The organism is Micromonospora sp. C31 (assembly GCF_018070575.1).
Classification (GTDB): Bacteria; Actinomycetota; Actinomycetes; order Mycobacteriales; family Micromonosporaceae; genus Micromonospora.
Genome location: NZ_JAGPXN010000003.1, coordinates 249,500 through 264,018 on the forward strand (window position 1 = coordinate 249,500; position 14,519 = coordinate 264,018).

Below are 14,519 nucleotides of genomic sequence, written 5' to 3' on the forward strand. Positions count from 1 at the left end.
GAGGGGTCCACGGCGGTAGCGTGTGCACCCGTGACTCTCGCCTCGCTTGCCCCCCAGGCGGCCCTGCCCAGCCCCAGCACCGCCGTGTGGCAGCTCGGACCGGTGCCGATCCGGGCGTACGCGCTGTGCATCATCCTCGGCATCGTGGTGGCCTGCTGGGTCACCGAGCGGCGGTTGCGTCGGCGCGGTGTCGCCCCGGGCGCGGTTCTCGACATCGCGGTCTGGGCGGTGCCGGCCGGCATCGTCGGCGCCCGGATCTACCACGTGATCACCTCGCCGGAGAAGTACTTCGGCACCGGCGGCGAACCGCTCAAGGCGTTCGCCATCTGGGAGGGCGGTCTCGGCATCTGGGGCGCGGTGGCCGGTGGCGCCGTCGGCGCGTGGCTCGCCGCCCGGCAGCTCGGCATCCCGCTCACGGTGGTCGCCGACGCGCTCGCCCCCGGCCTGCCGCTGGCCCAGGCGATCGGCCGGCTCGGCAACTGGTTCAACAACGAGCTCTACGGCGGCCGGACCAGCCTGCCCTGGGGGCTGGAGATCCACCGGATGGACCCGGACAATCCGGGCCACGCGCTGCGCGACGACGCCGGCGAGCCGATCCTCGAGCCGGGCCTCTACCACCCGACCTTCGCCTACGAGCTGCTGTGGAACCTCGGCGTGGTGGCGCTCGTGCTCGTTCTCGACCGCAAGCTGCGCCTCGGCCGTGGGCGGGCGTTCGCGCTCTACGTGATGGGCTACACGGCCGGGCGGTTCTGGATCGAGCTGATGCGCACCGACGAGGCGAACACCATCCTCGGCGTACGCCTCAACGTCTGGACCGCCGGCCTGGTGTTCCTCGGCGCCCTGGCCTACTTCGTGCGGGTGCGCGGCCCCCGGGAGTACCTCGTCCCGCTCGGCGCGACCGCGCCGTCGGAGCCGGCCGTCGACTCCGGCGTCTCGCAGGTCGACCTGTCCGCGCGGGAGGCCGGCGCCCAGCCGGCCGCGCCGGAGGGCTACCGCGTGGTGGGCGAGGCGCAGTACCGGCACTGGCAGGAGACCGGCGAGGCGCCGGCCGATCCGGACGGGGAGGCCTCTTCCGGGTCGGTGGACACGACGGCCGGCGCGGGCGCCACCCGCGGTTCCGCCGGTGACGGTTCCGCGCCCGCCGGGCCGGACACCGCCGGGGAGGCCCCGGAGGACCGGGCCGGGGCCAGGGGCACCCGGCCCGCCGACGGCGACAGCTGAGAAGGAGCACCCGATGCGTAGCGCGGTCGTGGTCGGCGCCGGGGTCGGCGGCCTCGCGGTCGCCGGCGCGCTGGCCCGCTCCGGCTGGCGGGTCACCCTGCTGGAGCGGGCCGACCGGGTCCGCCCCGAGCCGACCGCCGTGGCGCTCTGGCCCAACGGCGTACGCGCGCTGCGCGCCCTGGGGCTCGGTGCCGGCCTGGAGGCGATCGCCACGCCGCTCGCCGACGTCGGGGTGCGCCGCCCCGACGGGCACTGGCTGGTGCAGCCCCGCCCGACGCCCGCCGACCGGATGCCGGTGGTGGTGCACCGGGAGGACCTGCACGACGCGCTGATCGCCGGGCTGGGCGACGAGGTCGAGCTGCGTACGGGGGTGACCGTGCGGACGGTCCGCGCCGCGTCCGGGGCACGGCCCTCGGTCGGTGACGGCCGGCACACCATCGAGGCCGACCTGGTCGTCGCCGCCGACGGCACCGACAGCGAGGTGCGCCGGCAGCTCGCCCCGGAGTCCGGCGTGGTCAGCTCGGGCTGTGCCGCCTGGCGGGCGGTGATCCCCTGGTACCGGGCCCCGAAGCTGCCCGCCGACCAACCGGTCGGCGGCGAGGTGCTCGGTGCCGGCTACCGCTTCGTGTCGGCCTCGCTCGGCGAGCGCGGCTCCTCCGGGGCGTCCAGCCGGGGCGGCATCTACTGGGTGGCCACCGCCGTCGGTGCGGCCCGCCCGGAGCCGCCGGAGACCCAGCTCGCCCTGCTGCGCCGCTGGTACGCGGGCTGGCCCGCGCCGATCGCCGACCTGCTCGACGCCACCGATCCGGCGGACCTGGTGCAGCAGGAGATCCGCGAGTTGCGCCCGCTGCCCAGGTCGTACGGCTATCCGGCCGGTCCGGGCGGGGTGGTGCTGCTCGGCGACGCCGCGCACGCCATGCCCCCGCACCTCGGCCAGGGCGCGTGCCTCGCCTTCGAGGACGCCGCCACCCTCGCCTCGCTGCTGCGTGAGTCGCGGCTGCCCGACGCCGTGGTGGCGTACGACCGGGTGCGCCGGCCCCGGGCGGCGACGGTGGTGCGACAGACCCGCCGGATGTCGGCGGTGCTCAAGGCCCGGGGCCCACTGGCGCTGCGTGCCCGGGACGCCGCCCTGGGTGCCCTGAGCCCCCGCCTGCTATCCACGGCCGCCGCCACGGCCGCCCAGTGGCGCCCCCCGACCTGACCCGCGCGGCCGGTGCGCGGCCCTGGGCGCCCCGTCAGGGGGTCACCGGGGTGGGGTCGGCGATGCAGGCGGTGCCGACGCGGCGGAAGCCGACCCGCAGGTAGACCCGGGCGATGTCCTCGCTGCCCGCCGAGAGGAAGATCAGCTCGGTGCCGGCGGCCAGCAGCTCGCGGGCCAGCGTGGCCGTCACCGCCGCGCCCAGGCCGCGGCGGCGGGCAGCCGGCAGGGTGGCCACGCCGGCGATCTCGGCCACGTCGCCGACCCGCATCGCCATCCCGCTGGCCAACGCGCCCTCGGTGGGCGTTCCCGCCAGCGCCGACAGCCGCCGGCCGTCGGCGACGCGGGCCCGCTCCTCGTCGAGCGCCGTCTCGTCCAGTGCGCCCACCGCGAGGTCCCGTTGCGCGGGGCCGGCCTCGCCGCGGTCGGTGCCGGCCGCGGCGAACCCGACGGCGGCGACCGCCCGCCGTGCCGCCACGTCCGCCGCGAAGCCGGGGGCCGCCGCGTCGAGCATCCGCAGCGGTACGTCGGTGAGGGTGCCCGGGTCGGGCAGGGCGGCCGGGTCGAGCACCATCAGCGGCGCCTCCAGCACCGCCAGCCCCGCCGAGCGGGCCACGGCCAGCATGCCCGGGGTGGTCTCGTGCACCCACTCGAAGGACTCGGGCAGGCCGAGCTCGCGCTGTCGCCCGCGTACCGCCGCGACGTCGGCCAGCGACGGCGCCTCGGTGGCGTCGAGCCGGGGCCGGGCGTAGAGCGGCCACCCGGCGCCCTCGCGGACGAACAGCACGATGCCGCCGTGCTCCTCCGCGCGGGCCGCGTCCCGGGGCACCGCGTCGTAGAAACGCTCGAGCCGGCCGAAGAGGTCCTGGTGCAGGAGATCCACCGCGCGAGACTACACGTCCCAGAGTCTGGAAGGTGTGATCAATCTGCACTGGCCTTGCGCGCCGGACCCTAACGTAGACTCAATAGACCCTTGAGGGCCGACGTCGTCCCGATCGAGATCCACCCTGAGCGACGACAGGAGGCCCGGTGGCCTTTCCGTACCCTCACAGCAGCCCCAAGCAGGCCCCGCACCTCGGCCCGGGGGCGCCCGCGGCCGGGCTCTACGACCCCGCGCAGGAGCACGACGCCTGCGGCGTGGCCTTCGTGGCGGACCTGCACGGACGGCGCTCGCACGCGGTCGTGGCCAACGGCCTCGACGCGCTCTGCCGGCTGGACCACCGGGGAGCCCGGGGCGCGGAACCGAACACCGGCGACGGCGCGGGCATCATGATCCAGATTCCGGACGCGTTCCTGCGCGCGGTCGTGGACTTTCCGCTGCCGCCCGCCGGCGAGTACGCCACCGGCCTGGTCTTCCTCCCCGACGACGACGCCGACGAGGCCCGCGCCCGCCGCGTGGTGGAGAAGTACGCGCTGGTGGAGGGGGCCGACGTGCTCGGCTGGCGGGACGTGCCGGTCGACCCGGGCGGGCTCGGCGAGACCGCCCTGGCGGCGATGCCCCGGGTCCGGCAGCTCTTCCTGGCCGCACACCGGCTCACCGACTCGCCGGCCGGGCCGGCCGGGTCGCCGCTGCGCGGCATCGAGCTGGAGCGGGTGGCGTTCTGCGTGCGTAAGCAGGCCGAGCGGGAGAGCGCCGAGCGGGGCGTGCCGGCCTACTTCCCGTCGCTGTCGGCGCGGACCATGGTCTTCAAGGGCATGCTCACCCCCGACCAGCTGCCGGCGTTCTACCCGGAGCTGACCGACGAGCGGGTGCAGAGCGCGATCGCGCTGGTGCACTCCCGGTTCTCGACCAACACGTTCCCCTCCTGGCCGCTGGCGCACCCGTACCGGCTCATCGCGCACAACGGCGAGATCAACACGATCCGGGGCAACCGCAACTGGATGCAGGCCCGCGAAGCGTTGCTGCGTACCCCGGACCTGCCGGGCAACATCCGCCGGGTCTTCCCGGTCTGCACCCCCGCCGCCTCCGACTCGGCGAACTTCGACGAGGTGCTCGAACTGCTGCACCTGGCCGGGCGGAGCCTGCCGCACGCGGTGCTGATGATGATCCCCGAGGCGTGGGAGAACGACCCCGACATGGCCGCCGACAAGCGCGCCTTCTACCGCTTCCACGCGAGCCTGATGGAGCCGTGGGACGGGCCGGCCTCGGTCGCGTTCACCGACGGCGACGTCGTCGGCGCCGTGCTGGACCGCAACGGGCTGCGTCCGGGCCGCTGGTGGCGTACGGACGACGGGCTCGTGGTGCTCGGCAGCGAGGCGGGCGTGCTCGACCTCGACCCGGCCCGGGTGGTCGCCAAGGGCCGCCTCCAGCCGGGGAAGATGTTCCTGGTCGACACCGTCGCCGGCCGGATCGTGCACGACGAGGAGATCAAGGCGGAGCTGGCGGCCGAGCAGCCGTACGCCGAGTGGCTGCACGCCGGCCTGATCGAGCTGACCGACCTGCCCCCGCGCGAGCACACCGTCTACACCCACGACTCGGTGCGCCGCCGCCAGCAGACCTTCGGCTACACCGAGGAGGAGCTGAAGATCCTGCTCGCGCCGATGGCGCGTACGGGCGCCGAGCCGATCGGCTCGATGGGCACGGACACCCCGATCGCGCCGCTGTCCACCCGGCCGCGGCTGCTCTACGACTACTTCCACCAGCTCTTCGCGCAGGTCACGAACCCGCCCCTGGACGCCATCCGCGAGGAGCTGGTGACCAGCCTGGCGTCGACCATCGGGCCGGAGGGCAACCTGCTCGACCCGGGTCCGGCGAGCTGCCGGCAGATCGTGCTGCCGTACCCGGTGATCGACAACGACGAGCTGGCGAAGATCCTCTGCATCGACGAGGACGGTGACCTGCCCGGTTTCAAGGCGGTCCGGGTCTCCGGGCTCTACCGCGTCCGGGAGGGCGGCGCCGGGATCAGGGCCCGGCTGACGGAGATCTGCCGGCACGTCTCCGAGGCCATCGAGGACGGCGTACGCATCCTCGTGCTGTCGGACCGCGACTCCAACGCCGACCTCGCCCCCATCCCGTCGCTGCTGCTCACCGCCGCCGTGCACCAGCACCTGGTGCGCGAGCAGACCCGTACCCAGGTGGCGCTGGTCGTGGAGTCCGGCGACTGCCGCGAGGTGCACCACGCGGCGGTGCTGATCGGCTACGGCGCGGCGGCGGTGAATCCCTACCTGGCGTTCGAGTCGGTGGAGGACATGATCGCCACCGGGGCGCTCGTCGGCGTCGAGCCGGCGAAGGCGGTCCGCAACTACGTCAAGGCCCTCGGCAAGGGCGTCCTGAAGATCATGTCCAAGATGGGCATCTCGACGGTGTCGTCGTACTGCGGGGCGCAGGTCTTCGAGGCCGTCGGGCTGGACGCCAAGCTGGTCCAGCGCTACTTCCGGGGCACCCCGAGCAAGATCGGCGGGATCGGGCTGGACGGCATCCACGCCGAGGTCGCCGCCCGGCACGCCGTGGCCTGGCCGCCGCCGGGCGCCGAGCCCACCGGCCGGCTGGAGGTGGGTGGCGAGTACCAGTGGCGCCGCGAGGGCGAGCTGCACCTGTTCAACCCGGAGACGGTCTTCCTGCTCCAGCACGCCACCCGCAGCCGCCAGTACGACGTCTTCCGGCAGTACACGGCCAAGGTCGACGAGCTGGCCGCGAAGGCCGGCTCGCTGCGCGGGCTGTTCACCCTGCGTACGGGCGTGCGGCCCCCGGTGCCCATCGACGAGGTCGAGCCGGCCACCGAGATCGTCAAGCGGTTCGCCACCGGCGCCATGTCGTACGGGTCGATCTCGGCGGAGGCGCACGAGACCCTGGCGATCGCGATGAACCGCCTCGGCGGCAAGTCCAACACCGGCGAGGGCGGCGAGGACGTGGAGCGGCTGCACGACCCGGCCCGCCGCTCCGCCGTGAAGCAGATCGCCAGCGGCCGGTTCGGGGTGACCAGCGAGTACCTCGTCAACGCCGACGACCTCCAGATCAAGATGGCGCAGGGCGCCAAGCCCGGCGAGGGCGGGCAGCTGCCCGGCAACAAGGTCTGGCCGTGGATCGCCCGTACCCGTCACGCCACCCCGGGCGTCGGCCTGATCTCCCCGCCGCCGCACCACGACATCTACTCCATCGAGGACCTCGCGCAGCTCGTGCACGACCTGAAGTGCGTCAACCCGTCCGCGCGGGTGCACGTCAAGCTCGTCAGCGAGGTGGGCGTCGGCACCGTGGCGGCGGGCGTGGCCAAGCTCAAGGCCGACGTCATCCTGATCTCGGGCCACGACGGCGGCACCGGCGCGTCGCCGCTGAACTCGCTCAAGCACGCCGGCACCCCGTGGGAGCTGGGGCTGGCCGAGGCGCAGCAGACGCTGCTGCTCAACAAGCTGCGCGACCGGGTCACCGTGCAGGTCGACGGGCAGCTCAAGACCGGCCGGGACGTGCTGGTCGCGGCGCTGCTCGGCGCCGAGGAGTTCGGCTTCGCCACCGCGCCGCTGATCGTCGAGGGCTGCGTGATGATGCGCGTCTGCCACCTCGACACCTGCCCGGTCGGCATCGCCACCCAGAACCCGGTGCTGCGGGAACGCTTCACCGGCCGGCCGGAGTTCGTGGAGAACTTCTTCCTGTTCCTCGCCGAGGAGGTCCGCGGCTACCTGGCCGAGCTGGGCCTGCGGTCGATCGAGGAGGCCATCGGGCAGGCCGAGCTGCTCGACGTCGCCCCGGCGATCGCGCACTGGAAGGCCGGCGGGCTAGACCTGGCGCCCGTGCTGCACCTGCCGGAGCTGCCGGCCGGGGCCGCGCGCCGGGGCGTACGCGCCCAGGACCACGGCCTGGAGTTGGCGCTGGACAACGAGCTGATCGCCCTGGCCGCCCCGGCGCTGCGCGACCGTACGCCGGTGCGGGTGGCGGTGGCGGTGCGCAACGGGCACCGCAGCGTGGGCGCGATGCTCGGCGGCGAGGTGACCCGCCGCTTCGGTGGGGCGGGCCTGCCGCCCGACACGATCGAGTTCACGCTGCGCGGCACCGCCGGCCAGTCGTTCGGCGCGTTCCTCCCGCACGGGGTCACCCTGCGGCTGCACGGCGACGCCAACGACTACGTGGGCAAGGGCCTCTCCGGCGGTCGGCTCGTGGTGCGGCCGGACGCCGCCGCTCCCTTCCTCGACGGCGACGCCGCGCCGGGGCAGCGGGCGGAGGACCAGACCATCGCCGGCAACACCATCCTCTACGGGGCCACGGCGGGCGAGTTGTTCCTGCGCGGCCGGGTGGGGGAGCGGTTCGCGGTGCGCAACTCCGGCGCGGTGGCCGTCGTGGAGGGCGTCGGTGACCACGGCTGCGAGTACATGACCGGCGGGACCGTGGTGGTGCTGGGCTCGACGGGCCGCAACTTCGCCGCCGGCATGTCCGGCGGTACGGCCTTCGTGCACCGGCTGGACCGGCGGCGGGTGAACGCGGAGCTGGTCGACCTGGCGCCGCTGTCCGAGCCGGAGCAGGCGGTGCTGCACGAGCTGGTGCAGCGGCACTTCGCCGAGACGGACTCGACGGTCGCCGAGGGGCTGCTCAAGCGCTGGCCGGAAGCGGTGGCGGAGTTCACCGCCGTGGTGCCCCGGGACTACCGCCGGGTGCTGGAGATCATGCGGGCCGCCGAAGCCGCCGGCCGCGACGTCGACGACGCGGTGATGAGCGCACTGGCGCCGCCCACCGCCTCGGCGCCCTCCGCCGCCGCGGCGGCGCGCACGGCGTCGTCCGATTCGTCCGTGCCGACCCTGCCCGCCGCGCGGGTGACGGTCCAGGAGGTGGCTCGTGCCTGACCCGAACGGTTTCCTGCGCTACGACCGGCGGCTGCCCGCGCGCCGCCCGGTGCCGGTGCGGATCAGCGACTGGCGTGAGGTCTACCCGCCGGCCGGCGAGGAGCTCATCCGCGAGCAGGCTACCCGCTGCATGGACTGCGGCATCCCGTTCTGCCACGACGGCTGCCCGCTGGGTAACCGCATCCCGGACTGGAACGACCTGGTCCGCACCGGCAACTGGGACGCCGCGGTGGACTCGCTGCACGCCACCAACAACTTCCCCGAGTTCACCGGCCGGCTCTGCCCGGCGCCCTGCGAGGCGGCCTGCGTGCTCGGCATCGGCGGGGGCGAGCCGGTCACCATCAAGCAGGTCGAGGTGGAGATCGCCGACGCGGCCGTCGCGCGGGGCGGGCTGTCGCCGCGCCCGGTGCCGGCGCCGACCGGCCGGTCGGTCGCCGTGGTCGGCTCCGGGCCCGCCGGTCTCGCCGCCGCGCAGCAGCTCGCCCGCGCCGGTCACGCCGTGACGGTGTACGAGCGCGACGACGCGATCGGCGGCCTGCTGCGCTACGGCATCCCGGACTTCAAGCTGGAGAAGGTCCACATCGACCGGCGCCTGGCCCAGCTCTCGGCCGAGGGTGTGCGCTTCCGCACCGGGGTGAACGTCGGTGTCGACGTCACCGCCGAGCAGTTGCGCGCCGAGCACGACGCCGTGCTGCTCGCCTGCGGCGCGCTCGCGGGCCGGGACACCCCGCAGACGCCGGGTCGCGGGCTGCGCGGCGTACACCAGGCGATGGACCACCTGGTGGCGGCCAACCGGGTGGTCGCCGCCGCGGCGGGCGGCCGGCCCGACACGGCGGTGCTGCCCGACGGCGACCCGATCGACGCGGCCGGCAGGCACATCGTGATCATCGGCGGCGGCGACACGGCGGCGGACTGCCTGGGCGTGGCGCACCGCCAGGGCGCGGCCGGCGTACACCAGTTGGACCTCTACCCGCAGCCGCCGCAGGCCCGCGACGAGGCCCGGGACCCGTGGCCGACCTGGCCGTGGCTGCTGCGCAGCTACCCGGCGCACGAGGAGGGCGGGGAGCGGGTGTTCGCCGTCGCGGTGCAGGAGTTCGTCGACGACGGCACCGGTCAGGTGCGGGCGGTGCGGATCGCCGAGGTGACCGTGGAGAAGCGCGACGGGCGGCGCATCGTCACCCCGCTGCCCGGCTCGGAGCGGGAGCTGCCGGCCGACCTGGTGCTGCTGGCCATCGGCTTCGAGGGCACCGAGGAGCAGCCGCTGCTCGACCAGTTCGGGGTCGGCCGCAACGCGCGCGGCGCGATCGACGCCCGGCCCGACTGGCAGACCGACGCCGACGGCGTCTTCGTCGCCGGCGACATGCACCGGGGCGCCTCGCTGATCGTCTGGGCGATCGCCGAGGGCAGGGCCGCGGCCGCCGCCATCCACGCCTACCTGGACGGGGTGGGCTCCCTGCCGGCCCCGGTGCACCCGGCCACGCGCCCCCTCGCGGCGCGCTGACCACGGCACGTCACCGGCCGCCGGAGCACCGCGACCGACCGCACCGACGCCCGCCCGCCCCTCGTGGGCGGGCGGGTCTGTCGTCGGCGGTGCTGTTCGAGGGGCCGGGCCTGTTCCATTGATCTGGATGTTTCGCTAGTCTTACCGGCTAGTAACAACGATCACACCCCTGGCCACGCGCGCGGTCACCGGGCTCCACCACCCCCCATGCTCCGTGGAGGTCCCATGCCCCACCGTCCGTTGGCGCGCGCCCTGGCCGCGCTGGTCACCCTTCTCACCGGCATCCTCGGCGCGGTCGCCGTCCCCGCCGCCGCCCAGGCCGCCGCGCCCGTGCACTACGTCGCCCTCGGCGACTCGTACTCCTCCGGCGTCGGCGCCGGCCCGTACGACTGGTCCGGCTGCCTGCGCAGCCAGAAGTCGTACGCCCCGCTGTGGGCCGCCGCCAACGACGTCGACAGCTTCCGCTTCCCCGCCTGCGGCGGCGCGGTCACCGCCGACGTCATCAACAAGCAGGTCAGCTCCCTGAGCAGCAGCACCACCCTGGTCACCATCACCATCGGCGGCAACGACGCCGGCTTCGCCGACGTGATCACCAGTTGCCGCCTCGGCAGCACCTCCGAGTGCACCAACGCGGTCAACGAGGCCAAGGCTTTCGCCACCGGCACGCTGCCCGGCCGGCTCGACCGCACCTACGCCGCGATCCGCGAGCGGGCCCCCAACGCCCGACTGATCGTGCTGGGCTACCCGCGCCTGTTCGAGACGAACTACTGCGGTCTGCTGGCGATGAGCTCCTACAAGCGCACCATCCTCAACCAGGCCGCCGACACGCTCGCCACCGTCACCTCCGCGCGGGCCGCCGCGGCCGGGGCCACCTTCGCCGACACCCGGCCCACCTTCGCCGGTCACGGCGTGTGCGCCGCCGCCCCGTGGATCCGTGACATCAGCGGCCTCATCGAGGCGTACCACCCGAACGCCGCCGGCTACCGCGACGGCTACCTGCCGGCGCTGAACGCCGTCACCGGCTGACCCACCCGGGGGTGGCCCGGCGGTCCACACCGGACCGGCGGGCCGCCCCCGCGGCGTGTTCCGTCGCTCCACACTGTCGTACCCTCGCCGCCGTCCGTTAGGGTTTGCCACGACCAGGGGCGCTCGGCGGAGGGGCAGAGGGTGGGCAGGCTCGCGTCGGCGTACGGGCAGGCGGTCGCGGCCCACCGGGCGGCCCGCATCCACCTCGACAACGCCCGCGCCGCGTGGCGTGCCGCGCCCCCGCCGGCCCCACCGCAGGCCGATCCCGACCTGGTCGCCCGGCTGGCCCGCGTCGGCGGCGCGCTCGCCGCCCCTGCCCCGGGCACCCCGCTGACCGGTACGCCCCTGCCGGTGCGCCTCGGTGCGGCGATCACCGCGGGCGGCGGGTTCCCCGTGCTGGTGCCCCTCGGCGGCGGCCACCACCTGTCCGTCGACGTCGACGCCCGCGACCCGCGTGTCGCCGCGCTGCTGCGGGCCGTCGTCCTGCGGATGCTGGCCACCGCGCCGCCCGGCGGGCTGCGGGTCGCCGGGCTCGACGCCGCCGCCCTCGGGGCCACCTTCGGGCCGCTGCGCCCGCTGGTCGACGCCGGGGTGCTGGACCCGCCCGCCACCACCGAGGCGGAGGTGGCCGCGCTGCTCGACGACGCGGAGCGGCACGCCCGCGCCGCCCGGAACGGCGACCGTGACGACCAGGAGCTGCTGCTGGTGGTGGCCGCGTCCGCCCCGCCGCCCCGCGAGGCCGCCCGGCTCGCCGCGCTCACCCACGCCGGCCCGGCCGCCGCCGTCTGCGTCCTGGTCGGCGGCTGGTCGTCCGGGCCGTCGGTCACCCCACCACCGGCGCTGGGCACCACCACCGCGCTGCGCCTGACCCCCGACGGGTACGCCCACGTCGGCGACCCGCCGGGCACGCCGTTCAGCGCCGACGGCACCGGGCTGGCCGTGCCGGTGCTGCTCGACGGCGATCCGCCGCCGGCGGCCGTGTCGGCCCTCGCGGGGCACCTGGACGCCGCTGTCCGCCGGCACGCCGCCGTGGGCTTCGCCGAGCTGCTGCCCCCGCACCGGTGGACGGAGTCCGGCCGGGCCGGCCTGCGTACCGTCGTCGGACGCGCCGGCCGGGATTCCGTCTCGGTCGCCTTCGACGACGCCACCCCGCACTGGCTGGTCGGCGGGCGCACCGGCGGCGGCAAGACGGTCTTCCTGCTCGACGTCCTCTACGGGCTGGCCGCCCGCTACTCCCCGGCCGAGCTTCAGCTCTATCTGCTCGACTTCAAGGAGGGCGTGAGCTTCACCGAGTTCGTGCCGACCGAGCGCGACCCGGCCTGGCTGCCGCACGCCCGCACGGTGGGCATCGAGAGCGACCGCGAGTACGGCGTCGCCGTGCTGCGTGAGCTGCGCCGGGAGCTGCACCGCCGGGCCACCCTGCTCAAGCGGCACGGCGTCACGAAGCTCGCCGACCTGCCCGCCGACGTCGCGGCCCCCCGGGTCGTGGCGGTGGTCGACGAGTTCCAGGTGCTGCTGGCCGGCAGGGACGCCATCGCCCGGGAGTCGGTGGATCTGCTGGAGGAACTGGCCCGCAAGGGCCGCTCCTACGGGGTGCACCTGGTGCTGGCCAGCCAGAGCACGACCGGCATCGAGGCCCTCTACGGGCGGGCCGAGGCCGTCTTCGGGCAGTTCGCCCTGCGGGTGGCGCTGCCCGGCGGCGGCGGTGTGCTCGACCGCGACAATCCCGCCGCCGCCACCCTGAGCGTCGGCACGGCCGTGCTCAACACCGCCGCGGGGGCCGCCGGTGCCGACACCGTCGTCCGCTTCCCGGACGCCCACGCAGAGACCGGCGTGCTGGCGCGGCTGCGCCACGAGCTGTGGCAGGCCCGCCCCACGGCTGCCCGCCCACCGGCGGTGTTCCGGGGCTACGAGGGGGCCCGCGTCGAACAGGACGCCACGTTCGCCGGTCTGCGCCCCGGCGGCCGGCGTCCCCTGGCGCTGGTCGGCCGCACCGTCGACATCGACGGCACGTCCGCGCTGTTCATGATGGACACCAGCCCCGGCCGGCACCTGGCCGTCGTGGGCACCGCCGTCACCGCCGCCGAGGTGCTGCGCGCGGCCACGCTCAGCCTGGCCCGCCAGCACGGCCCCGGCGAGGTGCGGTTCCTGCTCGCCCCCCTCGTGGCAGCCGCCGACGCGGTCGTCGACGACACCGTCGACACGTTGGTGGCCGCCGGCCACACCGTGGAACGCCTCGACGCGCACGCCCTGCGCGACCGGATCGTGGCGCTGGCCGCGCCGGCTCCCGACGCGGCGGGGCCGCCCCGCAGCTATCTGGTCGTGTTCGGGATGGATGCCGCCTCCGCCGTGCTCGCCGCCGCCGACCCGGTGACGTTCCGTTCCGCCCACGAGGACCTGCGCGCCCTGCTGCGTCAGGGGCCGGGGCGGGGCGTGCACCTGCTGGCCTGGTGGCGTGGCCTGCGCCGGCTGGCCGACGACCTCGGCGGCACCCAGAACCGCGACGACGTGGCCTGCCTGGTCGCCCTGAACGTGACCGGCGCCGAGCTGGGGCTGCACCTGGGCGTGCACGATCTGGCCTACGAGCCGCGCGCCGACCGGGCGCTGCTGGTCGACCGGCACGACCAGCGGGTACGCCTCATCGTGCCGTTCACCCGCGACGGGCACGCGCCGGACGGGGAGAGCTGAGTGTCCACCTTCGAGGACTATGCGGCGCTGGCCCGCCACCTCGCCGCGCAGCGGCGGGCCGGCGAGCAGGGTGCCGCCGCCGAGTCGGCCCGCCGCCGGGACCTGCACGCCGCCGTCGACTACCTCGACCGCCGGCTCACCGCGCAGGGGCAGCGCCTCGACCAGCTCGGCCACATGATCGGCTGCCCACCCCCGCTCCCCGGGCAGCCGCCTCCCGGCACCGCCCCGGTCGGCCCGGCGCCTGACGCGCCGACGTCGGGCGGTCCGTTTGCGCCCGCGCCGACGTCGGGCGGTCCGTTTGCGCCCGCGCCGACGTCGGGCGGCCCGGTGTCGCCTGCGTCCACCTCGGCCGGTCCGTCGGTCGTCGGGGTGCCGCCGGCCGGGCCGTCCCACGGGTTGCCGCGACCGGGGACGGGGTCGACCGGCGGCGCAGCCGCCGCGCCGGGGCGGCCGGGGGTCGGGGCGTACCCCCAGGGGAGCCCGGGGGAGACGGCGCTGGCGGTGCCGGGCGGGGTGCCCGCGCCGCGCGCCGGGGAGCTGGACCCGTCGGCGGAGCTGGAGTCGGCGCGGCGCTGGGCCGACGAGGCCGACCGGCTGGGCCAGCAGGTCGAGCTGACGGCCCAGCGCCCGGCGCTGCTGCCGGGCTGGTCACCGGTGGCCCGGGCGCTCGCCGTCTATCTCGCCTGTGCCGGCGTCGGCGTGCTGCTGATGCTGGTCATGGTGCTCGCCTCCGGCGTCGGGGCACTCGGCCTCGGCACGCTCTACACGTGGATGTGCGCCGGGCTGCCCGCCGTGTCGCTGATCGCCGGGTGGCTCGTCCTCGGTCGCTGGGGCACGCCCGCCGTGGTCGCCGGCACGCCACCGCGCTACCCCCTGCTGGGCATCCTGGTCTGTTTCCTGGCCGTCCCGCTGGCCTACTGCGGCTACCTGCTGATGTTCCGCGCCCTGCGTTGACGCCGTGCCGTCGCGCCGGGCGGCGGTCTCGGTGGCGGCGAGGAAGGCGTCCAGCTCGGTGGGGGTGAGCCCCTCGTCCTCCAGCAGCGCCAACAGCAGCACCGTGCCGGCGGTCACCGCACCGGCGGTGCCGGGCGGCGGCGGGCGCTCGCCCAGGGCCGC

Annotated in this window: 8 protein-coding genes; 7 read left to right on the plus strand and 1 reads right to left on the minus strand. The window is 75.7% G+C overall.

Annotated features, from left to right (window positions below; translation table 11 throughout):
• The first annotated feature begins 30 nt into the window (after window positions 1-30).
• Window positions 31-1,221, plus strand: a complete 1,191-nt coding sequence (gene lgt, locus KBX06_RS07775) for a prolipoprotein diacylglyceryl transferase (RefSeq protein WP_210833536.1) — start codon at window positions 31-33, stop codon at window positions 1,219-1,221.
• Window positions 1,222-1,234: 13 nt separating this feature from the next.
• Window positions 1,235-2,422 (plus strand): NAD(P)/FAD-dependent oxidoreductase, encoded by a 1,188-nt coding sequence (locus tag KBX06_RS07780; protein WP_210833537.1) that lies wholly within the window; start codon window positions 1,235-1,237, stop codon window positions 2,420-2,422.
• Between the two features lie 34 nt (window positions 2,423-2,456).
• Here KBX06_RS07780 and KBX06_RS07785 read toward each other — a convergent pair whose 3' ends face one another.
• Window positions 2,457-3,302 carry a GNAT family N-acetyltransferase gene (locus KBX06_RS07785; protein ID WP_210833538.1) on the minus strand — a complete coding sequence of 282 codons (846 nt, stop codon included), beginning with the start codon at window positions 3,300-3,302 and terminating at the stop codon, window positions 2,457-2,459.
• Window positions 3,303-3,448: 146 nt separating this feature from the next.
• Here KBX06_RS07785 and gltB point away from each other — a divergent pair, with 146 nt between their 5' ends.
• The 5 genes from gltB to KBX06_RS07810 all read left to right on the plus strand — a co-directional run bounded on the left by gltB (window position 3,449) and on the right by KBX06_RS07810 (window position 14,357).
• A complete protein-coding gene (gene gltB / locus KBX06_RS07790) occupies window positions 3,449-8,188 on the plus strand; it encodes a glutamate synthase large subunit (RefSeq protein ID WP_210833539.1) in 4,740 nt (1,579 codons plus the stop codon).
• Window positions 8,181-9,689 (plus strand): glutamate synthase subunit beta, encoded by a 1,509-nt coding sequence (locus KBX06_RS07795; protein WP_210833540.1) that lies wholly within the window; start codon window positions 8,181-8,183, stop codon window positions 9,687-9,689. Before gltB ends, KBX06_RS07795 begins: the two co-directional genes overlap by 8 nt.
• Window positions 9,690-9,914: 225 nt before the next feature.
• A complete protein-coding gene (locus tag KBX06_RS07800) occupies window positions 9,915-10,715 on the plus strand; it encodes an SGNH/GDSL hydrolase family protein (RefSeq protein ID WP_210833541.1) in 801 nt (266 codons plus the stop codon).
• A 141-nt stretch (window positions 10,716-10,856) separates the two neighbouring features.
• Window positions 10,857-13,403 (plus strand): FtsK/SpoIIIE domain-containing protein, encoded by a 2,547-nt coding sequence (locus KBX06_RS07805; protein ID WP_210833542.1) that lies wholly within the window; start codon window positions 10,857-10,859, stop codon window positions 13,401-13,403.
• Window positions 13,404-14,357: a hypothetical protein gene (locus KBX06_RS07810; protein WP_210833543.1), complete on the plus strand. Its 954-nt coding sequence runs from the start codon at window positions 13,404-13,406 to the stop codon at window positions 14,355-14,357. It begins immediately after the preceding gene.
• Window positions 14,358-14,519: the final 162 nt, after the last annotated feature.